28 protein-coding genes and 1 pseudogene are annotated in these 26,611 nt (G+C 50.1%); 26 read left to right on the forward strand and 3 right to left on the reverse strand.

Annotated features, from left to right (window positions below; genetic code table 11):
• Positions 1-17 precede the first annotated feature (17 nt).
• From V4U88_RS17000 to moaA, 3 genes are all read left to right on the forward strand, one after another.
• Positions 18-536, forward strand: coding sequence for a hemerythrin domain-containing protein (locus V4U88_RS17000; protein WP_334074447.1), 519 nt, complete (start codon positions 18-20; stop codon positions 534-536).
• A 193-nt stretch (positions 537-729) separates the two neighbouring features.
• Positions 730-2,235, forward strand: a complete 1,506-nt coding sequence (locus V4U88_RS17005) for a nitrate/nitrite transporter (RefSeq protein WP_334074448.1) — start codon at positions 730-732, stop codon at positions 2,233-2,235.
• A gap of 17 nt (positions 2,236-2,252) precedes the next feature.
• Entirely contained in the window at positions 2,253-3,266 is a 1,014-nt protein-coding gene (moaA, locus tag V4U88_RS17010; protein WP_416367257.1) for a GTP 3',8-cyclase MoaA, read from the forward strand.
• Between the two features lie 73 nt (positions 3,267-3,339).
• On the opposite strand, the gene V4U88_RS17015 is transcribed toward moaA, so the two are convergent.
• Complete coding sequence (locus V4U88_RS17015; protein WP_334074449.1) at positions 3,340-4,056, reverse strand: YwiC-like family protein; 717 nt, start codon at positions 4,054-4,056, stop codon at positions 3,340-3,342.
• A 226-nt stretch (positions 4,057-4,282) separates the two neighbouring features.
• Here V4U88_RS17015 and V4U88_RS17020 point away from each other — a divergent pair.
• The 17 genes and pseudogenes from V4U88_RS17020 to V4U88_RS17100 all read left to right on the forward strand — a co-directional run.
• A pseudogene (locus V4U88_RS17020) lies at positions 4,283-4,600 on the forward strand (GNAT family N-acetyltransferase); the annotation flags it as partial.
• Between the two features lie 60 nt (positions 4,601-4,660).
• Positions 4,661-5,299: an HD domain-containing protein gene (locus V4U88_RS17025; RefSeq protein ID WP_334074660.1), complete on the forward strand. Its 639-nt coding sequence runs from the start codon at positions 4,661-4,663 to the stop codon at positions 5,297-5,299.
• A gap of 4 nt (positions 5,300-5,303) precedes the next feature.
• Positions 5,304-5,825 carry a GNAT family N-acetyltransferase gene (locus tag V4U88_RS17030; protein ID WP_334074450.1) on the forward strand — a complete coding sequence of 174 codons (522 nt, stop codon included), beginning with the start codon at positions 5,304-5,306 and terminating at the stop codon, positions 5,823-5,825.
• 15 nt (positions 5,826-5,840) lie between these two features.
• Positions 5,841-5,963, forward strand: a complete 123-nt coding sequence (locus V4U88_RS17035) for a hypothetical protein (protein WP_334074451.1) — start codon at positions 5,841-5,843, stop codon at positions 5,961-5,963.
• 47 nt (positions 5,964-6,010) lie between these two features.
• Positions 6,011-6,619 carry a DUF4241 domain-containing protein gene (locus tag V4U88_RS17040; RefSeq protein ID WP_334074452.1) on the forward strand — a complete coding sequence of 203 codons (609 nt, stop codon included), beginning with the start codon at positions 6,011-6,013 and terminating at the stop codon, positions 6,617-6,619.
• A gap of 52 nt (positions 6,620-6,671) precedes the next feature.
• A complete protein-coding gene (locus tag V4U88_RS17045; RefSeq protein ID WP_334074453.1) occupies positions 6,672-7,394 on the forward strand; it encodes a YebC/PmpR family DNA-binding transcriptional regulator in 723 nt (240 codons plus the stop codon).
• A gap of 243 nt (positions 7,395-7,637) precedes the next feature.
• Positions 7,638-8,051: a VOC family protein gene (locus tag V4U88_RS17050; RefSeq protein ID WP_334074454.1), complete on the forward strand. Its 414-nt coding sequence runs from the start codon at positions 7,638-7,640 to the stop codon at positions 8,049-8,051.
• A gap of 103 nt (positions 8,052-8,154) precedes the next feature.
• Complete coding sequence (locus V4U88_RS17055; protein ID WP_334074455.1) at positions 8,155-8,640, forward strand: DinB family protein; 486 nt, start codon at positions 8,155-8,157, stop codon at positions 8,638-8,640.
• A 74-nt stretch (positions 8,641-8,714) separates the two neighbouring features.
• Complete coding sequence (locus tag V4U88_RS17060) at positions 8,715-10,544, forward strand: UbiD family decarboxylase (RefSeq protein ID WP_334074456.1); 1,830 nt, start codon at positions 8,715-8,717, stop codon at positions 10,542-10,544.
• A gap of 50 nt (positions 10,545-10,594) precedes the next feature.
• Entirely contained in the window at positions 10,595-10,897 is a 303-nt protein-coding gene (locus V4U88_RS17065; RefSeq protein ID WP_334074457.1) for an ArsR/SmtB family transcription factor, read from the forward strand.
• A 158-nt stretch (positions 10,898-11,055) separates the two neighbouring features.
• Complete coding sequence (locus V4U88_RS17070; protein ID WP_334074458.1) at positions 11,056-12,234, forward strand: MFS transporter; 1,179 nt, start codon at positions 11,056-11,058, stop codon at positions 12,232-12,234.
• 312 nt (positions 12,235-12,546) lie between these two features.
• Complete coding sequence (locus tag V4U88_RS17075; RefSeq protein WP_334074459.1) at positions 12,547-13,488, forward strand: macrolide 2'-phosphotransferase; 942 nt, start codon at positions 12,547-12,549, stop codon at positions 13,486-13,488.
• A gap of 228 nt (positions 13,489-13,716) precedes the next feature.
• Positions 13,717-14,733 carry a UDP-N-acetylmuramate dehydrogenase gene (locus V4U88_RS17080; protein WP_334074460.1) on the forward strand — a complete coding sequence of 339 codons (1,017 nt, stop codon included), beginning with the start codon at positions 13,717-13,719 and terminating at the stop codon, positions 14,731-14,733.
• A gap of 456 nt (positions 14,734-15,189) precedes the next feature.
• Positions 15,190-16,383 carry a bis-aminopropyl spermidine synthase family protein gene (locus V4U88_RS17085; RefSeq protein ID WP_334074461.1) on the forward strand — a complete coding sequence of 398 codons (1,194 nt, stop codon included), beginning with the start codon at positions 15,190-15,192 and terminating at the stop codon, positions 16,381-16,383.
• 77 nt (positions 16,384-16,460) lie between these two features.
• A complete protein-coding gene (locus tag V4U88_RS17090; protein ID WP_334074462.1) occupies positions 16,461-16,886 on the forward strand; it encodes a DMT family transporter in 426 nt (141 codons plus the stop codon).
• Between the two features lie 25 nt (positions 16,887-16,911).
• Entirely contained in the window at positions 16,912-17,613 is a 702-nt protein-coding gene (locus tag V4U88_RS17095) for a Crp/Fnr family transcriptional regulator (protein WP_334074463.1), read from the forward strand.
• Positions 17,614-17,630: 17 nt separating this feature from the next.
• Positions 17,631-18,107, forward strand: coding sequence for a DMT family transporter (locus tag V4U88_RS17100; protein WP_334074661.1), 477 nt, complete (start codon positions 17,631-17,633; stop codon positions 18,105-18,107).
• Between the two features lie 30 nt (positions 18,108-18,137).
• Here the strand turns inward: V4U88_RS17100 and nudK are convergent, their stop codons facing one another.
• Positions 18,138-19,109, reverse strand: a complete 972-nt coding sequence (nudK, locus tag V4U88_RS17105) for a GDP-mannose pyrophosphatase NudK (RefSeq protein WP_334074464.1) — start codon at positions 19,107-19,109, stop codon at positions 18,138-18,140.
• A gap of 136 nt (positions 19,110-19,245) precedes the next feature.
• Between nudK and V4U88_RS17110 the strand changes: the two genes are divergently transcribed.
• The 6 genes from V4U88_RS17110 to V4U88_RS17135 all read left to right on the forward strand — a co-directional run bounded on the left by V4U88_RS17110 (position 19,246) and on the right by V4U88_RS17135 (position 25,055).
• Complete coding sequence (locus tag V4U88_RS17110; RefSeq protein WP_334074465.1) at positions 19,246-20,124, forward strand: AraC family transcriptional regulator; 879 nt, start codon at positions 19,246-19,248, stop codon at positions 20,122-20,124.
• 167 nt (positions 20,125-20,291) lie between these two features.
• Positions 20,292-21,554: an Nramp family divalent metal transporter gene (locus V4U88_RS17115; RefSeq protein ID WP_334074662.1), complete on the forward strand. Its 1,263-nt coding sequence runs from the start codon at positions 20,292-20,294 to the stop codon at positions 21,552-21,554.
• 7 nt (positions 21,555-21,561) lie between these two features.
• Positions 21,562-22,254, forward strand: coding sequence for an RNA polymerase sigma factor (locus tag V4U88_RS17120; protein ID WP_334074466.1), 693 nt, complete (start codon positions 21,562-21,564; stop codon positions 22,252-22,254).
• 296 nt (positions 22,255-22,550) lie between these two features.
• A complete protein-coding gene (locus V4U88_RS17125; protein ID WP_334074467.1) occupies positions 22,551-23,270 on the forward strand; it encodes an ABC transporter ATP-binding protein in 720 nt (239 codons plus the stop codon).
• Positions 23,267-24,484: an ABC transporter permease gene (locus tag V4U88_RS17130; protein WP_334074468.1), complete on the forward strand. Its 1,218-nt coding sequence runs from the start codon at positions 23,267-23,269 to the stop codon at positions 24,482-24,484. The genes V4U88_RS17125 and V4U88_RS17130 overlap by 4 nt, the downstream gene beginning before the upstream one ends.
• Positions 24,420-25,055: a hypothetical protein gene (locus V4U88_RS17135; RefSeq protein ID WP_334074469.1), complete on the forward strand. Its 636-nt coding sequence runs from the start codon at positions 24,420-24,422 to the stop codon at positions 25,053-25,055. Before V4U88_RS17130 ends, V4U88_RS17135 begins: the two co-directional genes overlap by 65 nt.
• A 21-nt stretch (positions 25,056-25,076) precedes the next feature.
• Here the strand turns inward: V4U88_RS17135 and V4U88_RS17140 are convergent, their stop codons facing one another.
• The gene (locus V4U88_RS17140) at positions 25,077-26,549 is read right to left on the reverse strand and encodes a 4-hydroxyphenylacetate 3-hydroxylase family protein (protein WP_334074470.1); all 1,473 of its coding nucleotides are present in this window, start codon (positions 26,547-26,549) and stop codon (positions 25,077-25,079) included.
• Between the last annotated feature and the right edge of the window lie 62 nt (positions 26,550-26,611).

Genomic DNA, 26,611 nt, shown 5'->3' on the forward strand with positions numbered 1-26,611 from the left:
GAAAGAGGTAGGCACCCATGACCCAATCGACTTTGTTGAGTGAATTGCCCGCCATGCGGGTTCTTGAAAACGAACACCGCTATTTGTCATATCTTATGGAACAGTGGCATAGCATCGCCCGGAATCTGCAAAACTGTGTATATACTTCTGCGCAGGCAAAAGAAGAGATGGCCCGGCTGCGCATGCTCCTGTCGGAGTTCAAAATTCCTTTAAAGAAACATATGGAGAAGGAAGAGGCCATTTTCTTTCCGCTGTTGGGCCAATATATCGGTTATGAACAAGGTCCCATTATGTCTATTGAGCAAGAGCACGAGGAAGTGTTCGCTTACATCGATCATTTTTTGCATCATTCGGAAGGAGATTATACGCCTCTGGAAATGAGTGCGATCTCTCGGGATGCTTGTGAAGCCTTTGAAATCTTAACGATTCATTTTGTCAAAGAAGAAACCGTGCTTTTTTCCTTGGCAGCCCAGACTTTGTCGAAGCCCGACCGGAATAAATTGTACGAGGAACTTCATACGCTAATTGTCGACTAGTCCTTTCCCTTATACAAGCCCAAGATCATCCCTTGATGATTTTGGGCTTTTGTGTGTCAAAACCTTGCGCATAGGGCTTTTACCGTGCCGATTAGGGGATTTCCCTATTAAGGGGGCCGTTTTTTCTGCGCTACAATACGTGCAGGGGAAATTCATTCGGCTTCATTTTAGTTCATGGGAAAGGTGATACGGTATGATTAAAAAAGCTCAATTGCCGCTGCAAACCTTAAATCTGATTGTAGGTTTTGCGGTCTGGGTCATTATTTCTTCGCTGCTTCCTTATATGAGGGAGGATATTGCGATTCCGGCGGAGAAAGTCGCGATCATTACGGCGATCCCTGTTGTTTTGGGGTCCGTTCTGCGCATTCCGGTCGGGTATTACACCAACATTTTCGGGGCCCGGATCGTCTTCTTGATCAGCTTTATTCTGCTGCTGGTTCCGGTGTATTTCATCAGCGAGGCGTCCTCCTATTCGGCGCTGATTATTGGGGGGCTGTTCCTTGGGATCGGCGGCTCCGTCTTCTCGGTAGGGGTGACCTCTCTGCCCAAATATTACCCGAAAGAACGGCACGGGCTGGTCAACGGGATATACGGGTTGGGCAACATGGGAACCGCGGTCAGCACGTTCGCCGCACCGCTGGTCGCCGACCGCTTCGGCTGGTCGATGACCGTTAAATTTTATCTGGTGCTGCTGCTCGTCTTTGCGGCGCTGAACTTTCTGCTCGGCGACCGGAAGGAACCGAAAGTAAAAACGTCGCTGGCCGTGCAAATCAAAGGCGTTTACAAGAACGAAAAGCTCTGGCTCTTCTCCTTGCTGTATTTTATCACCTTCGGATCTTTCGTGGCCTTTACGGTTTATTTGCCGAACTTCCTGGTGACGAATTTTGATCTGGCCAAAGTGGACGCAGGTATGCGCACCGCCGGTTTTATCGCGCTCGCCACATTTATGCGTCCCGTCGGCGGATGGCTGGCGGACCGTTTCAACGCGCTCTATTTGCTGATCGGCGTATTCGCCGCCTTTACGGGGGCCGCGATCATCCTGGCCTTCTCGCCGACCATCGCGCTTTATACGTTCGGCTCTCTGGCCATTGCGGTCAGCGCGGGCATCGGGAACGGCGTTATTTTTAAACTCGTTCCGCAATATTTCAACAAACAGGCCGGGATTGTCAACGGGATTGTTTCGATGATGGGGGGGCTTGGCGGATTTTTCCCGCCGCTGCTGTTGTCGGCGATTCATTCCATGACCGGTCAATATTCCATCGGATTTATGCTGTTGTCCCAAATTGCGTTGGCGAGTCTGATTCTGGTTATTTGGATGGTATATCAAAACAAGTTGAGTCTATCCTCGGAAGTGTTCAAAAAGACCCATCAAGGGATTTTGGTCACCGATGCGAAGGGCATTATCACCGCGGTCAATCCGGCATTTACCGAACTGACGGGTTTTGAGGAAGAGGAAGCGATCGGGAAGAAGCCGAATATCCTCAGAACGGATCGGCAGCCGGCGGATTTTTATCAAAAGATGTGGAAGAGCATCAAGCAAACCGGCATGTGGCAGGGTGAAATCTGGAATCGCCGGAAAAACGGCGAAGTCTATTTACAATGGTTGAACATAAGTGCTATAAAAGATGAGACCGGTGAAGATATCCGTTATGTGGGAACTTTTTCGGAACTTGTGGAAAGCCGGAGGAAGAGCGGCTGATTGGAGGATGGCGGATCATGGAAACCCCGTTGCAAGATCAACTTCATAGACCCCTGCGCGACTTGCGGATTTCCGTGACGGATCGCTGCAATTTCCGCTGTACCTACTGTATGCCCATCGAGAAATATGGGGATGATTACCCGTTTCTGCCGAAGAGCGAGCTGCTCTCGTTTGAGGAAATCGAACGGCTGGTGAGACTATTCGTGACCTTCGGGGTCAAAAAGATCCGCTTGACCGGCGGGGAACCTTTGCTCCGCCGCGGCCTTGGCGGGCTGATCAGGCAGCTTAGCGGCATCGGCGGCGTCGAGGATATCGCGATGACGACCAACGGCCTGCTCCTTCATCAATATGGCGAGGAGCTGTACGAAGCGGGGCTGCGGCGGTTGAATATCAGCCTGGACGCGCTGGACCCGGGTATCTTCGGCACGATGAACGGAAGAGGCATTCGTCCCGAACGGATTCTTGAGAATATTGATTTCGCCGGCAAGTTAGGCTACGAGATCAAGGTAAACATGGTCGTTCAGAAAGGGATGAACGACGGGGAAATCATCCCGATGGCCGAGTATTTTAAAGATCGCAACATCACGCTGCGCCTGATCGAATATATGGATGTCGGTAATGACAACGGTTGGAGTTTTGAGAAGGTAACACCGAAAGCGGAAATGCTTCGGCTGCTGGGCGAGGCTTACGAGCTTGAACCCGTGGAGCCATCCTATTTCGGTGAAGTGGCCAAGTATTACCGATATAACGGGAGTACGGCGAAGCTCGGTTTCATCACCTCGGTTTCCGAATCGTTCTGCTCGTCCTGCACCAGAGCCAGATTATCGTCGGAAGGCAAGCTGTTCACTTGCTTATTCGCGTCCGAAGGCTTTGATCTGAGAAAGCTCCTGCGCGAGGGCGCTAGCGACGAAGAGCTGGCGGCAGCCGTACGGGCGGTATGGGAAAAGCGTACCGACCGCTATTCCGATGAGCGGACGGAATTTACCGCGAGAAACCGGAAAAAAATCGGGATGTCTTATATCGGCGGGTAGTGGTTTTGTCGTTTGCAAAAAAGGTTCCTAAAATCGCGGGTACGCGTTTAGGAACCTTTTTATTGACCATCAGTTACAGAATGACCAAGGTGCAGACAGTGAACAGAAGCGAAAAGGCGATTTCCAGCATGCCGCTCCGCTTCACGGTAATTTTTGTTTTCGGCAGCCATACGGCCCGCATCAGCAGGACGGTCAACGGAATCAGCATGGCGGCGGGGAACCAGACCGCGCAGACCACTAGGGAAGCGATATGATAACCTACGGAAAGCTTGTAGAACAACGGGTTGTTTTTCTCGCGGATGATCGTTTTGACATAAAAAATGGTTCCTGTAAAATACAGAATATTTAACAGAAACAAGCTCCCGGCTAAACGCCAATCCTTCCCGCCGCCCATTTGGTACGCGATGAACAGAATCAGGCTGAACTGCACCACCGCCGCGAGATCGTTCAGAAACGCCCGTTCCCGGTTGCGCCGGGCAAAATAGCCGTTGACCAGAAACAAGGGGAGAAAACAGGGGATCCAGAACAACAGCGTCGGATACAGCATGATTAGTGCCACAGCTACCGGGATGAGTAAGCCGCCGAAGAGAAGCATCGGTTTGCCGTAAAGCCGGGTTTTCCCCGTACGAATCCATTGCAGGAGCGGGAAGGTGAACAGGTACACAAGCAGCCAACCTATAAACAACAAGCCGTGAAGCCATCCCGGTCCTGAGGCGAACATGCCGAGCAAAAATGGTATAATCAGCATAGCCCAGGCGCCGTGCTGTTTCGGAATATATTTGGGTTTCATATACGGGTTTCCTCACTCTCATGATCAAGGATAAACGGTGTATAATTAAATTTTAACTAATTTATGAATCCCGCTTGTGAGGGCGGTCACTTGGCGTCTGAAACATCTATGAAGATTTTGAATTCCGGAGAGGTGAATGATTATGCAGCAAGTGGAACTCATCCAGGTTCCGCCTCATCATGCAGACCTAAAAGCGCTTATTGCCCGATTGGACGAGTATTTGTTCATGCTCTATCCGCCGGAGGAAGTGTTTACGGTCGATTTCAACGATCCTTACGTCAATGAAATACAGTTTATCGTCGCCTATATTCAAGGGAAGCCGGTAGGCTGCGGAGCGATTAAAAAAGTGGACGAATCGAGCGTGGAAATCAAACGCTTTTTTGTCGACGAAGCCTATCGGAATCAAGGCATTGCCGGTCTGATTCTGGGCGAATTGGAGCGGCGGGCCCGCGCCGAGTCGTTTGCATCCATGAAGCTGGAAACCGGGGCCGATCAGATCGAAGCGGTGCGCTTCTATGAGAAGCATGGCTTTGCCCCGATTGAGCCCTATGGGGAATATATCGGGTGTCCTTCAAGTCTTTGCTATGAAAAGAGGTTTACGGGTATGGGAGACATCATCCAGGCGGCTGAAAACTTTGTGAAAAAAGAGCTGGAACATGAACCGAGCGGACATGATTGGTGGCATATCGAGCGTGTCCGAAGGCTTGCCGTGCTGCTGGCGCAACAGGAAGGGGCTGACCCGTTCATTTGCGAGCTGGCCGCGCTGCTCCATGATATAGCTGACGAGAAGCTGAACGACTCGAAAGAAGCGGGGATGAACAAGGTGCGCATGTGGCTGACCGGTCAGGGAGCCACGGAGGACGTTGAGCGAAAAGTCCTGTCCATCATTTCGACCATGTCGTATAACGGAGGTAAGAATCCGCCGATGGATACCCTGGAAGGGAAGGTGGTTCAAGATGCGGACCGCCTGGACGCCATCGGAGCGATCGGCATCGCCCGAACCTTTGTGTATTCGGGGGCCAAGGGACGGCCAATACATCTGCCCGGACAGGACTTCAGCGGATCGGATTACCGATCGGTTGATAAATCGGCAATTTATCACTTTTACGAGAAGCTGCTGAAGTTGAAGGATTTGTTAAATACAGACCATGCCAGGAATCTGGCGGAAGAGCGGCATCAATTTATGGAACAGTTTCTGGTTCAATTTTACAAGGAATGGGACCTAACTGAAGAAAGGAAATAGAGTCGTGGAAGAAACTAGGGTTGTATTGGAAACGGAAAGGCTGTTGATCAGGCGGTACAAGGAGGATGACCTGGAAGAACTGGCTGCGATTGTTGGCGACGCCGAAACAATGAAATTCTGGCCGGCCCCTTTTACGAGAGAACAGGCGGAAGCTTGGCTGGAGCGGAGCTTCGAAGCGAACCGGACATGGGGGTTCGGACGATGGGCCATGGTTCTGAGGGAAACGGGTAAGATCATCGGTGACGTCGGATTTATGCAGGCCGAATTGGCCGGGCAGATGGAAAATGATCTGGGGTATATTTTGGCCGCCGAATATTGGGGTCAAAATCTGGGAACCGAAGCGGCCGCCGCCTGCCTCAATTACGGCTTCCGGCAATTGGGGATGACCCGCATCTGCGCCAACATGGCCGTGGACCATCATGCCTCCAGACGCGTGGCGGAGAAGATCGGAATGACGGTTGAGAAACAATATATCAATAAGCGGAACCGCGATAAACTGACCTACTTATTAAGCAAAAGCATTTAACCGGGAAGGTGAAGTATGTTATTTTTCAAAAAGAAATCCCCCGCATCAGAGCGCTTGATGAATAAGCTGATGTTCAATCAAGCGGACGAATTAAAGGACGGATTGTTTTACTACACACGCCGCAAATACGTTGTCTGACAGAAAATCAATAGTTCAACTTATTTTGCTGTAAGGAGGTAAATCTGATGTCAAAACTGTTGGAACAGGTTCAAATACGGGTTACCGATGCATCGCTTTCTAACGAAACCATTGGCGGCCTTACTGTAATCTCCGGAGAGATTATCGCCTGCGATCCGCTGATACCTCATCACGAATCTTTTACTAAGCGCATTTCTCCCGGCGTTTACCCGGTGATTCTCTGGTGGCACAAGCAGGAAGGCAGGATCGCCGGAGCGGAGTTAAGATTAACCGAGGAACGACCGGTACGTTGGGAGATGGCCACCAGGGCGGGACAGGACCTTTCGACCCTGGAGCCGGGGCATATTTACGGGTACCCTGTTGATGCGGGGCTTGGTTGTTTTGCCGACGCTAGGGCGATTCGGGAAATGGAGCAGTTGGAGGAACGGCTGGCCCGGGAGCTCGGGGATCAGTTTATCAGCTTTTATGATAACAAGGTCGAATTTATCCTTGAGGAGAACGACGACAACTGGGGAAATTTAATCGTCAAGGAAGAAAGCGGACTAAATGTCATCCTGTTCGCTTCCGGCTACGGTGACGGGCACTATGCGTCCTACTGGGGGATCGGGGAAGACGGTGAGCCGGTTACTCTTGTAACGGACTTCAATTTATTCTAGTTATGATGTTATAATAGATACCGTAAATTTTAAAAAGAAAGCAGGTACACCCATGGGGCGTAAGTGGAACAATATCAAAGAGAAGAAAGCTTCTAAGGATGCAAACACCAGCCGAATCTATGCGAAATTTGGCGTAGAGATTTATGTTGCGGCCAAAAAAGGCGAGCCGGATCCCGAATCCAACCGCGCGTTGAAGGTCGTGTTGGAACGTGCAAAAACTTACAATGTGCCTAAAGCGATCATCGACCGGGCGTTGGATAAAGCCAAAGGCAGCGCCGAGGAGATCTATGAAGAATTGCGTTACGAAGGCTTTGGACCGAACGGTTCCATGGTCATCGTCGACGCTTTGACGAATAACGTGAATCGTACCGCTTCCGCCGTGCGCGCCGCGTTTAACAAAAATGGGGGCAACATGGGCGTCAGCGGTTCCGTGGCCTATATGTTCGACTCCACCGCGGTGATCGGCGTCGCGGACAAATCGATCGACGAAGTGTTTGAACTGCTGATGGAGGCCGATCTGGAAGTCCGCGATATCATTGAGGAAGATGACAACGTGATTGTCTACGCCGAGCCGGATCAGTTCCATGAGGTGCAAGAAGCGTTCAAGCAAGCCGGCATTACGGAGTTTACGGTGGCCGAGCTGACGATGCTGGCCCAGAACTATTTGACGCTGCCCGAGGACTCCGTCGCTCAATTCGAGAAGCTGATCGATGCGCTGGAGGATTTGGAAGACGTGCAGCAGGTATATCACAACGTGGAGTTTGAAGAAGCATAATCTTCGCAGCGGTAATGAACAAACCGGGTTTCGCCATGAGGCGGGCCCGGTTTTTTTGAGATATCGACGGCATGTACCGTAAGGTTCATATTTGTTTCAATTTAAGAATTCCTAAATTTTGAACTCTGTGCTAGAATAAGGGCGAACCTCTGTTCTGTATGAAAAGAATAGAGGAGGAGAGCAGCATGGTCAGACCTCATGATCATTCCAATTCAAAAAAATTTAGGAAAAGGTGGTAATCGTATGGCGCTTCAGTTGAATCAAGTTTTTATTAACCTGCCGGTAAAGGACCTGGATAAAAGCATGGCCTTTTATAAGGAGATCGGTTTTGAATTCAATGCGCAGTTTACGAATGAGAATGCGGCTTGCCTGGTCATTAGCGAGCATATTTTCGCCATGCTGCAAACGGAAGAGTACTTTAAAGGTTTCACGAACAAAGAAATTCCCGACACGCGATCTCAAGCTCAGATGATCCTGGCGTTCTCCGCAACCAGCAGGGAGCAAGTGGACGATATTGTCAATCGGGCGATGGCGGCAGGTGCTTCCAAATATAACGAGCCGCAGGACCACGGTTTTATGTATTCCTGGAGTTTTCAAGATTTGGACGGGCATCTTTGGGAAGTATTATATATGGAACCGGCCAACATAGAGCAATAAATCGATATAAATGTTATTAAATATTTATGTCATTAATTATCGAAAAGTGCTGAACTTTGTCTGGTAAAGGATACTTACTAATCTTGAAATGGAGACTCCGTAAATGAGTAACTATATTTTTACGCAGTTGAATTTTGTGCGCAACAATACGCTACAGCTCGTGAGCACGCTGGATGAACGGAAATCGGAGATTCTGCTGGAAGGTTTAAGCAACCATGTCAAATGGAACCTTGGCCATATTTACTTTGTGCAGGAGAAATTCGCCTTCCACTTCCTTGGGGAAGAGATGCTTCTTCCGCCCGGCTTTGCCGAGCTGTATGCCCCAGGGACTCGTCCAGGCAGTGAACCTGCTGATGGATTCGCGCTTGCGGAAATCCTCGATTTATTGGACGGGCAAATGACGCGGATTGAGGCTGCGTTGTCCGCGCGGCTCAAAGAGGAGGTTAAACAGCCTTATACGACTTCCAAAGGACTCCGCTTATCCAGAGTGGATGAGTTTTTGAGCTTTTGTTTGTATCATGAGGGCATGCATTTCGAGAAGATCAAAACCATTCTCCGTTTGATTGAACTGGAGGACAGCCGAATCTAGCAATCGGCGGTTGAACCTCGCGGGAATCTCGATTATGCTGAATGTAACATCGACTAGAATGGAGTAATCCCGTTATGTATCGCAATTTGGAAGAGTGTATTTTGGATTTGGAAAAGCATGGGCATTTAATCCGGGTTCGCGAGGAAGTGGACCCTTATCTTGAGATGGCGGCAATCCACCTGCGCGTTTATGAGGCAGGTGGACCCGCCTTGTTGTTTGAGCGCGTCAAAGGATCCAAGTTCAGGGCCGCTTCCAATCTTTTCGGCACCTTGGAGCGCAGCAAATTCATTTTCCGCAAAACCTGGAACAACACGCAGAATATTATCGCTTTGAAGAGCAACCCCCTGGCTGCCCTGAAAACCCCCTTCAAAAGCATCGGAACCGGTTGGGCGGCGTTGAAAGCCCTGCCCATGAAGGGAGGAAACCGTCCGGTAACCTCGCGGGAAATCCGGATTTCGGACCTGCCGTTAATTCATCATTGGCCGATGGACGGCGGGGCTTTTGTAACTCTGCCGCAGGTTTATACGGAAGATCCCGGCAAACCGGGCATCATGAATTCGAATTTGGGGATGTACCGGATCCAGCTTAACGGAAATTCGTACGAGCAGGACCGCGAGGTGGGCGTTCACTACCAAATCCACAGGGGAATTGGCATTCATCAGGACAAAGCGAACCAACTCGGACAACCGCTAAAAGTCAGTATCTTCGTCGGGGGACCGCCCGCACATACGCTCTCTGCCGTCATGCCGTTGCCGGAAGGACTTAGCGAGCTCACGGTAGCAGGGATGTTAAGCGGCCGGAGATTCCGGTACAGCTATGTGGACGGGTACTGCATCAGCAATGAGGCCGATTTCGTGATCACTGGCGAGATTTACCCGGGTGAGACCAAGCCGGAGGGACCGTTCGGCGATCATTTGGGTTACTATAGCCTGGTCCATCCGTTCCCGGTGATGAAAGTGCACAAAGTGTACGCCAGAACGAACGCGATTTGGCCGTTCACCGTAGTCGGCCGGCCACCGCAGGAGGATACCGCGTTTGGCGAGTTGATCCATGAACTGACCGGCGACGCGGTGCGCCAGGAAATCCCGGGCGTCAAAGAAGTTCATGCCGTGGATGCGGCGGGGGTACACCCGCTGCTGTTCGCCATCGGCAGTGAACGATATACGCCCTATCAAGACGCAAAACGGCCGGCGGAGCTGCTGACGATCGCCAACCGGGTACTCGGCACCGGTCAATTAAGCCTGGCGAAATATTTGTTTATTACGGCCGAGGACAAGATGCCGCTCGATACACACCGGGAAGTGGAGTTCCTGACTTATATTTTGGAGCGGATCGACCTGCACCGGGATATTCATTTTCAAACCCAGACGACGATCGATACGCTCGATTACTCCGGAACCGGCTTGAACAGCGGCAGTAAAGTGGTTTTTGCGGCTTATGGGGACAAGAAGAGGGAATTGTGCAGGGAGGTGCCGGACTCGCTGAAGCAGATTCGGGACTTTGAAAATCCCCAGCTCATCATGCCGGGAATCGTAGCGATTCAAGGACCGCGATTCGAAAGTTACCCGGAGGCGCAAAAACAGCTGGAGACATTGACGCAAGCGATCTCCGGAAAAGGGGAGCTTTCTTCTTGCCCGATGATTATCCTGTGTGACGACAGTTCTTTCGTAAGTGCCAACCTGAGGAACTTCCTCTGGGCGACCTTTACGCGCAGCAATCCGTCTCATGATATTCATGGCGTAAACAGCTTCTATGACAACAAGCATTGGGGCTGCGACAACGTCATCATTGATGCGCGCTCCAAACCGCACCAGGCTCCGCCGCTCGTACCGGATACGGCCGTGGAAAAGAGAATTGACCGATTATTTGCTCAAGGCGGAAGTCTTAGCGGAATTAAATTATAATCTCCGGATCAGTAATTGACATATCGAAAATTATCGATATAATAATATTCATGAAACCAATTGAAGTTTTTAAAGCGTTGTCGAATGAGTCGAGATTGCAAATCCTGTACTGGCTGAAACAACCCGATCTTCACTTTAAGCCGCATGAAGGCATTGACATGAACGAAATTGGAGTGTGCGTTTCCCAAATCACCGACAAATTAAATATGACGCAATCTACAGCTTCGCAGTATTTGACGATTTTACAGCGAGCCGGACTGATCAAAACGCAAAGGATCGGCAAGTTCACTTATTATCGGAGGGACGAGTCGGCGATCGCGGAAATTGCGGAATATTTGAAGAAGGAAATTTGAGACCACGGATCCTGAGCAGTGATGGAAAGGCTCAGGATTCATTTTTTCAAATACAATTCGACAATTCGCGATATATATTTTTTTCTTTAACATATCGTTATATCGCGAAATGTCTTTATATAGATTTTAAATCATGTAACAGAATAGGAGTGAACCTCATGCAAAATACCTGGAAAGTTTACGTGCTCGCTATCGTTAGTTTCTTAGTCGGGACTTCGGAATATGTGATCTCGGGTATACTGGATAAAATTGCCGAGGATCTTGGGATTACTATTTCGGCCGCCGGCCAGCTCATTACGATTTTTTCGCTGGTCTACGCTCTGGGGACCCCCATTGTTATGGCTGTAACCTCGCGAATGGACCGCAAGAAATTGATTCTCTACGGACTAGGTTTGTTCGTTGCGGCAAACGTACTTGCCTTTTTGCTTCCAGGCTATGGATTGTTTGTGCTTGCCCGCGCCATCATGGCGCTTGGAGCGGGGACCGTGGTCGTCACCGCGCTCAATATCGCGGCCAAAATAGCGCCTGCCGGCAAGCAGGGCAGCGCCATTGCGACCGTCATCATGGGCTTCACGGCTTCGCTTATTATCGGGGTACCTTTGGGTCGTATCGTCGCCGATACGATGGGATGGAAGACCGTTTTTGGTGGAATTGCCGTCATAGGCGTTTTGGCCATCCTGGTGCTTTGGCGAACCCTCGACCGCATTGAAGGGGATAAACCGGTCCCCCTGATCCAACAGTTGTCTCTCCTGAAGAAGCGGAACGTCGCTCTGGGGCTGTCGATCTCCTTTTTCTGGCTGGGTGGGTACTCCATCGCTTATACCTATCTCTCTCCTTATCTGCTTCAAGTCTCGGGAATAGCCGGAAACCTGCTCAGTCCTTTACTGCTCGCTTTCGGATTGGCCAGTCTAGCCGGTTCCAAATTCGGGGGATTCAGTACGGACCGTTGGGGAGTTAACGTCACTTTGGCCGGGGGGATGCTCCTCCATATTTTAATGTTGATCTTATTGTCGATGATAGCCGGAACGGTAACCGGTGTGTTCCTTCTCCTGATTTTTTGGTCTTTCGCCGCCTGGTCGACGGGTCCGACCCAGCAATACCATATGGCGACGATGGAACCCAAAGCCTCCGGTGTGCTGTTAGGCTTGAACCAGTCGATGATGCAATTAGCCATGGCTGCCGGGGCGGGAGTCGGCGGCTTGGCCATCAAGTATATTTCATTGGCTTCGGTAACGTGGATTGGTGCGCTCGGCGTCTTACTCGCCATTTTTGCCGCATGGGGAAGTTTACGGGCGGATGTAAAATCCAAGGAAAAAATGGATATGGCGAAAGGGTAAATTTGGATTGCCACAGGCTATTATCTGTGATATGATTACGCAACCTAATGAAAGGAGGCTTTCGTGTGATAGATTATTCCCGATTGAGACGGCAATGAATTCATCAAGCTGTATTCGTTCTGCCTGTGTGCAGGAAATCGGGAGAGGTATGTCTATCGGCGAGTGTCTTCAAACCGTTATTGTTAAGGTGCATTTTATGTGATTTTTTTGCCCTTAATAATTTGGTTCTGTGAAGCCATTTCTTTTTCGATACCGTCACAGGCAGAGAACTGCCTGTGTTTTTTATTTTCAGCAAAGAGGAGTGGTCGATCTATGACATATTCAAATTCAAATGGTATCAGCAATGAGAATGCCGAAGCGCAACTGATCTCGGATGCTCGGCGGCATGGGTTAAATCTTGAACGGAAGAGTCTGGAACTGAATGAAACAGGAATGGACTTTTTGGTCGGCTTCGCAAAAGACGTGAACACTGGCCGTACTTGGGTGCTTCGAAAGCCCAGACGAGAGGATGTCTGGGAGAGGGCGGTCAACGAACGAAACGTGTTGAACCTGCTTCATAGCAAGCTGTCCGTGGCCGTGCCCGACTGGCGGATGTTCAGCCCGGAGTTGATCGCTTATCCGCTGCTTCCGGGAAATCCGGTCGCCGCCGTCGATCCGGTCGCCGGAGGGTATGCCTGGGCTTTTGAACAGGATCAGCTCACGGATTCATTTTTCGACTCCCTTGCCGGCGCGCTTGCCGATCTTCACCGGATTGATCGGGAAGCTGCCGCCGCGGCCGGCTTGCGGGTCAAGACGCCGCAGGAAGCGAGACAAGGTTTTGCGGATCATATTCGGGAAATATCCGCTCATTTTACCGTACCTGAACCTTTAGAAACCCGATGGAAGCGGTGGCTCTCCACGGACAGTTACTGGCCGGACTTCTCGGTTCTGATTCACGGTGACTTGCATCCGCCTCATATTTTGGTTGATGAAAATCAGCGCGTGACCGGTCTGATTGACTGGACCGAAGCGGAAGTCGCCGACCCGGGAAAGGATTTTACGATTTATTATGCGCTGTTCGGACGTGAAGGACTTGAAGATTTGCTGGGGCGCTATGAACGGTACGGTGGCCGAACTTGGCCCCGCATGTCTGAGCATATCGCCGAGCAGTGGGCGGCTTACCCCGCACTGGTCGCAAAATTTGCGCTGACGACGGGGAGAGAACAAGACATGGAGATGGCCGCAGGGATGCTGACCAACTGGAAAGCCGATTAAGCGGCAAATTACTTTCTATATAGGTTGAACCAAAGAATTACCAATAGGCAAGAGTGTGAAATGATTCTGGAGAAGCTACAAGCTTTCTGTAAGAAAGCTGCTTCGGAATCCGGAATTTAGGTACGGGCCTGGTGTTGCATCTCGCCTTTAGAGCACACATAATATACATGAACGTATATGATGTGTGCTTTTTTGTTTGACGGCAAGAGCATAAGGAAGGAGCTTCACATGACAACCCTGGATCTGGCCTGTCTTCTCAGGGACCAGCCTTTATCCCGATATTCCACGTATGAGATCGGAGGAACCGCAACATTTTTGGCTCTGCCGCAGACCGAGGACGACATCCGCGAAGTTTTGGAGGCGGCACGATCGCATGGTCTGAACCCCGTCTTCTTCGGCATGGGATCCAATTTGTTGTTTCCCGACCAGCCAAGCCGGGAATCTTTATTCATCTCGACGAGATCCCATCGTGAACTTTCGTTGAGCGGGGATCGAATGTTCGTGTCGGCGGGGACGCCAATGTCCTTGCTGGCGCTTGTCGGCGCCGAGATCGGCACCGGTGATTTCGATTTCTGCTATTTGCTGCCGGGAACGCTGGGCGGCGGGATTTATATGAACGCTAAATATTTTGAACACCATATCAGCGATTTTTTGGATACCATCTACTATGTGAATTTGGACGATCCGCGCCAAGGTATTCAATCGATAACCGCAGATCAATGTGAATTCAGGTACAAACATTCGATTTTTCAGAAAAAGAACTGGTTCATTACCGGAGCGCATTTAAAGTTTAAGCAGTTCCCGGCAAATCCGCATGGGTTGAACCCTTTTCTTGCCCGATTGGACCGGGATAAAACGGCCATTTCCAGTCTGCCGGAATTTTACGGATTTTATGCCGACGAGTTGGATCGCCTGGAGTCCCGGCTAGGGCGGCCGCTCACCAGGATGCGGGGCGTCATTGACGACCGGACGGGGAAACATCATTTCGACTATCCTTCTTGCGGATCCGTATTCAAGAACAATTATGACATCGGAGAACCGATCGGCAAGCTGGCGGACCGGCTCAATCTTCGAGGATTGCAGTACGGAAACGCCATGATCTCTCCCGTACACGGCAATGTGATTCAGAACAGGGGGGGCGCCAAAGCGGAGGATATTCTATACCTGATCCATAAAGTGCAGGATGCCTTTGAGCGGCATTACGGGTTTGTCCCGGAGCCCGAGCTGGTTGTCGTCCCGTCATAACCCGTGTGAGGATTTTCCTGGACCGTGGTTGACATAGCTGATCGGCTATAATAACATGTAACTATCTTCCAAGAAGGAGAAGTTTTTATGTCTGGAGTCGTTCTTAACTAAGATAATTCCATAAATAGGCTTTATTTGTCCCGTTTTCTTTCTGATGTCTGTTCAGAAGGGTTGTTTATATGCGGGCAATGACGGCTTATGGATTAGTTAAGAACAGCGGATACCCTCCGAATTTGGAGTCGTCTCGATACGCCCAACGTATATCCGTGCTGAGTTCAGCGCGGATTTTTTCGTTTAGAGGCATGTAGGGACATTGCAAAAAGAGCGGGCGTGAACGTATGTTCATGGACCGCTCTTTATTTATTTTGAACTAAGGAGTGATCGGAATGAAACAAATTGTACGCCCCGTTAATCCGGCAGATGAAAGAAGAAGATATAGAAAAAGGGAGCGATGGGATGAAGACCTTGATTGAACAAGTATATGGACGGATTCAGCCGCAGGAAGGGACGGTCGCCTTGGAAAGGGTGTTGCTGGAATGCTATCTTAGCCCGGGTATTTCCACCAAAGCATTGGCCATAAAATGCTGCCTGCCGGTCCCTTTGACGGCCGCTGTCAAAAGAGAATTTATCCAGGCCGGCGCCTTGGCGCAGGACCGCGGTGTCCGCTGTACGCCTAGGGGAGAAGCCTGGGTCGAAAGGCACTGGGGATATCGGGGGCTGGATAAATCCCTTTATCATCAGCTTGTTGCCGAAGGAGCGGCGGATTGGAAAAGAGAGGTTCAAAGCATACTTGTCGAGTTAGCGGATTGCTATGCTGCAAGGCCTCAGGCCAATGTCCAACTGGACCAGGCCAAGTGTACGCCGGAAACGAGCTTGAAGCGGGCGGTTCTGTGTCTCCGGGAGCGAGCTTTTATCGGCAAAAAGATACTCTGCGTAGGCGATGACGATCTTGTCAGCGTTTCGGCCGGTTTTTTGCTGAAACGTCTTTTTCCGGGTTCGGATCACCGGGCCACCGAAATCGAGGTCGTGGATATCGACCCAAGATTTCTGAACTATATCGAGGAATTGGCGGCGGCTTATCAATTGCCTATCCGGTGCAGACTTTGGGATTTGCGCGAACCCTTGCCTGGCGATATGCTGAACGGGTATGACTGCTTTTTTACGGATCCGCCCTATACCCTGCAAGGGATGTCGCTGTTTCTTTCCCGGGGGCTTAGTGCGCTTCGCAATGAAAGCGGGCTGCCGATCTTTTTGTCCTTCGCCCATAAACCGCCCGGGTTCACCTTGGCGATGCAGCGCGCCTTCGTTAACATGGGGCTGACCGTATGCGCCAATTATCCTCATTTCAATGTCTATGAAGGGGCCGAATCGATCGCCAACCGGAGCCAGATGTTCGTGCTGCGCACAACCGATCAGAGTGCACCGGAGGTTATGGACAGCTTCAAAGACGAGATGTATACCGGCGAGGTAAACCGAACGCTCCGCACCTATCAGTGCAAACGATGCATGACCCAGGTGAAGGTAGGGGAACGGGGCGAAACCGCGACGATTGAGCTGCTCAAAAATAAAGGCTGCCCGAAATGCGGCTGCTCTACCTTTGAACTCATCCGCAAGGTGAAACAGGGCCCAAGCTCTCCATCCGAAAGTTGAGGACATATGTCCTTCCCAAAATCCTGTAGATCCCTTTTAATAAGGAATATCAATAAGGAATGGGGAGAGAAAAAAAGATGAAAGGGCTCTTGTTTGCGTTTATGGCCGGGTTTTTCGTCACTTTGCAGGGGGTGGCCAATTCCCGGATCAGCGAAGGAATCGGCACCTGGCAAGCGGCGACGATTACGCAGTTTACCGGTTTTGTGACGGCGCTGTTGATTCTTCTATTTGTGAAAGAAAAGAGATGGCGGGGATTTAAAGAGGTCAAACCCGTGTATTTAACCAGCGGAGCTTTGGCCGCGATCATTATTTCCAGCAACATGACGGCCATACACCATGTGGGGGTTACGCTGACAGTTGCGGCCGTATTGATCGCCCAGCTTAGTCTGACCTTCCTCGTCGACATTAATGGCTGGTTCGGCGTGGTCAAGCAGAAAATGCGCCTGCCGCAATTTATTGGGATTGCCTTGATGGTGATCGGCATCGTCATATTGAAATTTTAAGCGGAACGCTTAGGAGTGGTGAGCGATGAAAGAAATCAAGGATCCTGCCTTATTGGAAACCTATCTTCGGGACTACGAGCTGGGGTCCGTTTTTTATGAAAAAATCAGACCTCATATGGCCCTGTACGCGTATGACCGCGGGGAACTGATCTGCTCCCAAGGCGAAAGTCCGGAATTTCTATATATTCTCGTCAAGGGCAAGCTGAAGGTATTCATGACCAACGCCGAAGGGAAAACGCTGGTGATCTCTTTTAAAACCGCGCTTGAGCTCGTCGGGGATATTGAGTACGTTCAGGATACGGATATTTTGAATACGGTGGAGGCGGCTACCGGCGTCCATATGATCGCGGTGCCCTACCGGATTCTCAGGAAGCATGGTCGGGAACACGCGCCTTTGTTGCAGTTTTTGCTGAACGTGATCACGAAGAAATTTTACCTGAAGTCGAACTCCATCAGCCTTAACATGATGTATTCCGTCGATGTTCGTTTGGCCAGTTATCTGCTGGCCGTGTCCTCCGACGAGTCTCATAACCCGGTACCGGGACTGCTTAGTACGGCAGAGCTTAAGGATGTGGCCAATTTAATCGGGGTCAGTTACCGACATTTGAATCGAATCGTGCTGCAATTTTGTTCCAACGGCCTCCTTGAACGAAAAAAGGGCGGCATCGTCGTGAAAAATCCGGATGGTTTGAGCAAACTGGCGATCCGGAATATTTACGAATACTAATAAGGGGGCTTTTCATGATGATGATCGGATTGTTGTTGGCGCTTCTCGCCGGCTCTTTAGTGGGGCTGCAAAATATATTTAACAGCAGGGTCAATGAACGCGCAGGTTCTTGGCCGACAACCACCTTGGTTTTGGGCCTCGGATTCCTGGCCTCATTCCTGATCGGACTGGCGGTTGAAGGAAAGCGGTTGTTTCACTTGGAGCATATGGAGCTGTGGTTCTGGTTCAGCGGCATCGTAGGGGTCGGAGTAGTCGTTTGTATGGTGAACGCCATGAAGCTGCTCGGTCCGACCTATACCATCGCTGTCGTGATGTGTTCCCAACTTTTTTTCGCTTTGTTATGGGATTCTTTCGGCTTGCTGGGACTGGAGGTCGTGCCTTTTACACTGAAGCAGCTTGTGGGCGTGCTTGTCATCGTAGGCGGAATCTTGCTGTTCAAGTTCGGCGGTGTGCGTGAAGTACGGACGGCGATGGCTCGGAGAGAGGAAGCTTAAGCGGGAAGAAACAACAAGGCCGTATCCGTATCAGCGAGCCGGCGGAATCTCTTGAAGCTCGTAATAGACGTCTTTTCCTTTGCGTCTGGCCGTGTTGACCATTTCATCGGCACCCTGGGAGGGACCGCCGACCCGCAAAACCGCGTCAATGTGATCGAGGAGACGAACCGCGGAAGGATGGAAAATCCGGTTGAATATGTCGTCCCCGATTCGGGTGGATCCCGCCGTTTCTATGAGCGGCAGAGCGTACCACTCGCCCAGGACAGGCAAATGGCCCATTTCGTAAATTTTGGAGGCGAATGCCTGCATTAACCGTACGTTGCGCGAAATGAGCGCGGGATCATCATTCGTCCCCGAGCGGTAAGGGCCCGCGATCAAAATATGCAGAGATGGCTTGGTTAATTCAGGTTCCGGAGTCTTCGGCCGAATCAGCCCTTCCGTTACCGCATATTGAAGGAGCATGATCGTTTTGGCATCCCTGATGTCCCCGGACGCCATCATGTTCAGCGCTTCGCTGAAAGGAATCTCCAGAACTTCTATATTCTCTTGCTCGTGGGCCAGTCCGCCGCCTGCACCTGTACGCATGTCATCGGAGTACTCGGCAATATAAAAATGCAGAATTTCGGTAACGGAGCCGGGCGACATATAGGCCTCAAACACCTTCTGCACATTGGAAACCCGGTACCCGGTTTCTTCCTCGGTTTCCCGAATAATGGCGTTCTCGGGACTTTCATGATCCAAGAGACCCGCGCAGACCTCAATCAGCATTCCGGTGTCATTGCCGTTGATGTAGGTCGGCATCCGGAACTGCCGGGTCAAGATCACCGTCCCTTTAGCCCGGTTAAACAGGAGTATGGCAGCTCCATTCCCGCGGTCGTAAGCTTCCCGGGATTGTTCGGTCCAGCTTCCGTCTTGATTTTGGGTTTCAAACGTGATCTTCTTCAGTACATACCAATTGTCGGATAAAATCTGTTCGTGAATCAGCCGTACATTTGAATTCATATCGATCCTCCATAAAGTGATGTTGTCTCATTGTGCTGCTATCTATACTAGCAAGAGGCATGAGGATGAACAATCTTAATATATTGAACAGAATTGTCGCAAAATTGACCTCATCTCCAAGGCGGGTGACGAAAAGATGCTATCACCTTCATCCTTTTATTTCCGAACGGCGGATGAAAAGCCGTTTCCATTCGCTACTTTATCTTCGATCGGTTGGGACCGTAAAGCGACGGAAAAATACGATTTTGATGTTTCCCGTCGTGCGGACCAGGGACATTTTATATTTCAATTTACGCTTTCCGGGGAAGGCAGAGTCATCTTGAATGGGAAGGAGCTGCGGCTTCCGGCCGGGACTGGCTTTTTGGTCAAAGTGCCGAGCGAAGCCCGTTACTACTATGAGGCCTCGGTGAAGGAGCCTTGGGAGTTTATTTGGATGAACGTGAAAGGGGAAGACGCTCATCGGTTCGCGGATCGGTTATGCGGTGAGGAGGGGGCCTTGATCAAACTGCAGCCGGAATCGCCTCCGCTGCGCTTGTTCTGGAGCCTATACCGCGAAATTGCCATAGGAAACTTGCGGAGCCATTATCGAATATCAACCAAGGTGTACGAATGGATCGTAGCCATGCAAGCCTACGAGAACGAGAAAGAAAGGGAGACGGATCGCGTGCTCCCTGCGTTTGTAACAGCCGAGGAATTTATCAAACGGCATTTTACAGAACCGTTAACCCTGGAAGACATTGCGGATCATACGGGGATTTCCAAACATTATCTATGCCGCTTATTTCAGAGAAATCTTGGTTATTCGCCTATGGAATTCGTAAGGCGGAGACGGATCGAGCAAGCGGCGGCCGCGCTCCGCGTTACGGATCATGCGGTTCATCAAATCGCCGCGGAATGCGGTTTCGATTCCCAAAGCTATTTTGGAAAGGTGTTCCGGGATTACTTCGGAATGTCCCCTCTGGAATACCGGAAGAAAGAACTGGAATACCCGTATAAGACCGTAATTATTGAATAGATTCGTGCCATTTTCGAAAATATTGTTTACATTTTTCATTAGGAGGAATATACTCATGATATAAAGTTGCACTAAGGAAACTTTACTGGTTGAAGACAACTTTAACCTGTGCATAAGGAGGGATCGACATGATGGAACAAGGTGTCGTACATGAACAAACAAAAAAAATGGATCATAGAGGAACGGCCTTGCCCGCAGCGGCAAATGCCGCTTTAAACGGTGAAGCGAAGGGAATGAAGCGCCTGCTGCCGTTTTTGGGTCCGGCCTTTATCGCAGCGGTCGCCTATCTCGATCCCGGCAATTTCGCCACCAATATTACCGCAGGCTCCAAATACGGTTACCTGCTTCTATGGGTCATCGCGGCTTCGAATCTCATGGCGGTTCTGATTCAAACGCTATCGGCGAAGCTGGGCATCGCCACCGGCAAAAATTTGCCGGAGGTCGCACACGACCGGTTTCCGAAGGGCGTATCGATCTTCTTATGGATTCAGAGCGAACTGGTCATCATCGCGACCGATCTGGCCGAGTTTATCGGGGCGGCTCTGGGGCTGTACTTGCTATTCGGCATTCCGATGCTGCCGTCCGCCATTATCACCGCCATCGGTTCCTTTGCTATCCTGGAACTGCAGCGGAGGGGATATCGCTCGCTTGAGGCCGGTATCGCCGCGATGGTGCTGATCGTCGTATTGGCCTTCGCCTTTCAGGTAATCGTCGCCAAGCCGGATTTCGCCGCGGTTGCCGCCGGCGTGGTCACCCCCCGGTTTGACGGAATCGACAGCGTAATGCTTGCTGCGGGCATACTTGGAGCTACCGTCATGCCGCACGCCATTTATCTGCATTCTTCGCTAACGCAAAACCGCATTGTTGGCAGAAACGAGGCGGAGAAGAAGAAAATTTTCAAGCTGGAGTTCATTGATATCGTCCTGGCCATGATTATTGCCGGAGCGGTCAATATGGCGATGGTCGTTGTTTCCGCCGGGCTGTTCTTCAAGAACGGGTTGGTGGTCGAGGACCTGGGCGTGGCTTTCCGGCAATTTGGACAGTTGTCCGGTCCGGTTACCGCCGTTTCGTTCGGTCTCGGCCTGCTCATCGCCGGACTGTCGAGCTCTTCGGTGGGAACGATGGCCGGAGACGTGGTCATGCAGGGATTTATCAACAAGCGGATTAATTTGTATCTCCGGCGCGCCATCACAACGGTACCGCCGCTCGCGATCATTATCTCGGGCGTAAACCCGACCGACGCTTTGGTGATGAGCCAGGTGGTTCTGTCCTTCGGCATCGCCTTCGCCCTTATTCCGCTCATCCTATTTACCGCCAACCGCAGCATCATGGGCGGGCTGGTCAACCGGCGCATCACTACGGTACTGGGGTGGATGATTTCCGCGCTGGTCGTCGGACTCAATTTGTTCCTTATCGTGCAGATGCTGTGATAAAGGTATGAAATCACACGGCTGCATAAATATCAGTGGAAGGGCAGGACAACGTGAAATCGTTGGCCTGCTTTTTTTGAGTTGCCCAATTTTTATTAATAGAGGCGTAACCTTTTTATCCAAAATCCGTGTAAGTATTGCTGGGATGGAGGTAGAGAATTTGTATGATGACAACGAGTTAATGGCTCTTGTACAAGCGGGAGATCAACAGGCTTATGAAAAATTAGTGCTTAAGTACAGGCTGAAAGCCATCGCCTTTGCCAATAGCTTTGTTCATGATCTGTACGCTGCCGAAGATATCGTGCAGGAATGCTTTGTGAAAATCTATATCAAAAGAACATCTTACCGCCCTACTTATGCTTTTAATACATATTTGTTCACCGTAATCCGCAATAGCTGTATTGATTTTTTGAGGGCCAATAAAGCTCTGCAAAAGCTGAGTGGGAATGATTTAGAGAAGGTATGCGATAGTAATACGCCAGAAGAAATCGTAGGCAGTGCAGAAGATCGACAGCATATTTTTGAAGTTTTAAATCAGTTGCATGGCGACTATCGAACAGCCCTGTATCTATTTGCCGTAGCTGGTTTCAGCTATAAAGATATAGCCAGAACGATGAAGAAGACCGTGCCGCAGGTCAAAATTTTGCTGTATAGGGCAAGGAAAAAATTTAAAACTCAATATGAGGGTTGGGGAGGGTGAGGAGGAATGAAAAACGAGCAGGAATTTTTGACGGAAATGTGGGCCAGCATAGCAAAAATCGAGTATGAGGAGCAGCAAAAAATGTTGGCCAGAAAGAGGCACCGCTCCTTAGTACTGCAGAGCATAATATTGTATATTACCCTAGGCATGGTGTTCTTGGTCCTGGTTTTCTTTAGTAAGATGACTTCAATGACTTCCCATCTCCTTCTGCTAACGGGTGGGGGTTGTCTAATACTGGGCTATATTCTGGACGCTTTTTCTTTTAAACGTCTCATTCATTCAAGGGGGAATGGATCGTGAGAACTGAAATAACCATTGAAAATCTCTCGAAAAACTTTGGAAAAAAACAGGCGCTGCAAGGAATCACATTGCAGCTTGAACCTGGTATGTATGGGCTGCTTGGAAAAAACGGCGCAGGAAAAACGACCTTGATGAGAATTCTGGCAACCTTGCTTAACAAATCAAGCGGGACGGTTACCGTATGCGGAATTCCTATCGGACACGCTAAAGAAATCAGGCAGCTCATTGGATATCTACCCCAGGACTTTTCCTTGTATCCCGGAATGACTGTCTATAAGGCCATGGATTACTTGGGCACGCTATCGGGATTATCCAGAGCGGAGAGAGCCCAGCGAATTCCCGAACTGCTGCAAAAGGTCAATCTTGACGATTGCCGGAAACTCAAAGTTAAGGCGCTGTCGGGAGGGATGAAACGCAGACTGGGCATCGCCCAAACACTTCTGCACAATCCCCGCATCTTGATTGTGGATGAGCCTACGGCGGGTCTGGATCCGGAAGAGCGGATCCGATTCCGCAACCTGCTATGCGAAATTGCCGCCAACCGGATTGTTATATTGTCCACCCACATCGTGGAAGACATTGAAAAGACCTGCCAAAAGATTGCCGTACTTGATCAGGGGCAAATCATCTTTCAGGGCTTACTGCAGGATTTTATCGGAAATGAAAAAAATCTTGAGGACGCCTATATGAATCTGATGGGAGGACAGCTGCAATGAGTCTGCTTCTCCAAGAATGCCGGCAAATCTCCAAAAGCATCATCTATTTTGTATTTATTGGCGTTATCGTTTTGTTCAACGTTACACAGATTGGGGACAGCGTCGGCTCGGATATCCGGGAGGCACAACACCCATCCGAATACAACAGCAAGAACCCGCTGATGAAACCTCCGGCCAATGCGGAGAACTACGGCACCCGGGAGGCCGAAATCCCGGAGCAGGTTATGCCGGCAGCTATAGATAGTCTTGTGTTGGAATACGAGGATAATCAATATGTAACCTACCCTATAGGGTTTTATAAAAATGTGATATTAAGCCAAGAAGAGCAAACCAAGATCGCATCGATATTAAAGGAGATCACCGGATTAGAACCGGCATCTTATCCCGCTTTTAAAGAGAAGATGGCCGAGGTGGATGATATTTTGGGCGGCGGATCAAAATACGCTCCGGAAAAGCTCAAGTCATTTGGCCAAGCTCCGATTACTTATCAAGAAAAGTTGGCTGAATACAACACTTTTATTCAAGAGGATCAAATCAGCGGCGCCTATGCCAGATTGTTTTGCGATTACATGGGGATTACCGTTTCGTTGTTTTCTATTTTTGTCCCGGTTGCCTACTTGAGCAGAGATCGAAGAGCCAGAATGAATGAGTTGCTCTATTCCCGAAAATGCAGCTCAACCCGGTTGATTATAACTAAGTATATTGCCTTGATCGTGATGATGCTGCTTCCTTTTATTCTATTGTCGTTAATTCCGCTGACCCAACTGCTTGGATACGGAATGGACCAGCACCTGACCGTGGATGTGTGGGCTTACCTCAAATATATGATCGCCTGGCTGCTGCCTACGCTGATGACAACAACCGCGGTTGGATTCGTGCTGACAACGCTCACGGACACTCCCATTGCGATTGCTGTGCAGTTTTTGTGGAGCTATATGGATTTACTCATGACCATGAATCGTCTGAATGGAGGCGGTTATGGGGCTGAACTGAGCATCCGTCACAATTCATTGTTTAATCTGCAGGAGATGAAGGACGGAATTCAGGTTCTTGTCATAAACAGGGTGGCATATGTGCTGCTTTCTCTTGTTTTGGTAAGTGTAACCATTCTAATTTATGAATTAAAGAGAAGGGGTAGGCTGAATTTTCATGGACATTTCCGGAAAATATTTAGACATCGCCAGGGTGCAAATCAAACTAACACTTCGTACTAATACGTTATTAGCGTTGGGTCTTGTTGCGGTTACTCCTGTAGTATTCAGCATCCGCAATCTGGACAGTCTTGCCTCCAGCCTTGTTCTGGAACGTTTTGTGGCCCTAAGCGGCATTGTTTTGTGTACACCCTTGTTTTCACCGGAACAGGATCACAACATCAAGGAGGTAGTTGAGTCCAAATTGACGCCATTAAGCGGAATCTATGTAACAAGACTTATTCTGGCAACGGTTGCTCTTGTTTGTATTTTAACCGGTTTTATCGGTGTGATGCTGCTGAATGACTGTCAATTTGCTGTCGATGCGTTTATTTTTGGCACCTTTGCTACAGCCTATTTCCTGGGTTCCATAGGGTTTGCGGCGTATTCGTTGTTCGACAATATGGTTGTGGGTTATATGCTGCCGCTAGGATATTATATGCTAAATTTATTCTCGGGGGCCAAGCTGGGCAACTTCTATTTATTTTCACTGGAAAAAGGAAGTTTAATCGAGAAGTATTGGCAGTTTGCAGGGGGGATGATCCTGTTTGCATCAGGGATCGTTTACAGAAGCATGGTGAGAAGGATTAGATAATAGCAGCAACAAGAAAGCGGCTCATGTAGAGCCGCTTTCTTGTGATAAGTCTTTTCCGATCAACTGATGTACCAGCGCTTTATAGTCCTCCTGATTTTGGCAGCTTTGATACATGCGGTTAGCGGTAGTGTTGGCGTTGCCGAAGAAAAAGCGCTCGAACTGGCTTTGCCTGCCCCCGAAAGGGCCCGCCCCCAGTTCCCACGCCAGCCTGAATAAGGCGATCCGCTCTTTGGCAGAAGACGATATTCCCTTCAAATAAACCTCCAAATATTTCTTTGGAGGGGATGACAAATCGGCTTCAAACGGGTTCATAATCAGATTGCTGGCGCTAAGCGTTTGAATCGTATGGATCATTTCATCATAGTAGTCGGGAAATTGAAGATTAGCCGCGATTAAGGGAGAACTCCCGGGAACATAGTACCCGCTAGGGGTCATATAACCCGTTGTTTCGGAAGCCAGCCTCAAAGCGCGAAGATTCTCCAGCATCATCATCACTCTGGCGATCCGGCTCTTTGTCGTCAACTCCGTTGCCGAGTTTTGCTCTTCGGCCAGGGAGAGCATCAGACCCAGCAAAAATTCGGTTTTGGCGATGTATCTGGACAGGATCTGATGTCCCGCATAAGCATGGAAGTTTCCTTCCCGAAATAATCGGTCGAACATGCCCTCATCCCCGTAAAAAAACACCCGATCATGCGGGACAAGCACCCGGTCCAACACAACCAGCGTATCCATTTCCTCGAATCTGCTGCTAAGCGGGTAGTCATAGGCCGAATCGCGGGCATAGCTCTCGCGGCAAATGAACGTAATCCCGTCAAGATCATTCGGGACCGCAAAGGCAAAAGCAGTGGGATTCCCGGCCTCCGACAGCGAAAAGGAGGGGGAGGGGAATACCAGGATTTCTTCGCAGGTGGGGCCTTGGGTCGCCATGATAAAGGCGCCGCTAACGAATATTCCTTTTTCGTTCGTTTCAATGACTTTAGCCGTAATGGATTCCTCGGTGTCCGCGGGTTCGGACCATTTGCTTGCCAGGGGCTGCACAAAGGCATGGGACAGCGTAATATCGTTTTCCCGGCAGTAAGCGTAATAGTTTCTTAAATTCCGGGCATATTCCGGCGTGTTTTGTTCGAGAGCGGAAGCGGCGGTATAATAGGACATCAACGCCGTGTTCATATAATCGGGGGATCGGCCGAGAAACCCGTGATGCCGTCCCGACCAAATCTCCGTCACTTGCCTTCTGCGAACCAGATCGTCCGCATTGACCGGAGGCAGGTAGGAGAGACCGACGCGTTCGCCGGTCAGCGGGGAAAGATAAGTCATCCGGTCGAGATATTCCTCGTCACCCTGCAGGTCGTACAAGTCGGCCTGTGTGCGAATCAGCCCGCGAAAGGCGGGGTGCTCGGACAGGGGCCCGGACACCCGTTCACCGCGATACCAGAGGTTGATGCGCTGCCGGTCTATCCGTTCGATATATTGCCTACCGTTTTTAAAAGGCATGGGAATAATCTCCTTTACGAAGATGATAATGCGTCCGCTTGTCGCCGCGGAATGATCTCACT

The sequence above is a fragment of the Paenibacillus sp. A14 genome, assembly GCF_036864815.1.
GTDB lineage: Bacteria > Bacillota > Bacilli > Paenibacillales > Paenibacillaceae > Fontibacillus > Fontibacillus sanfengchensis.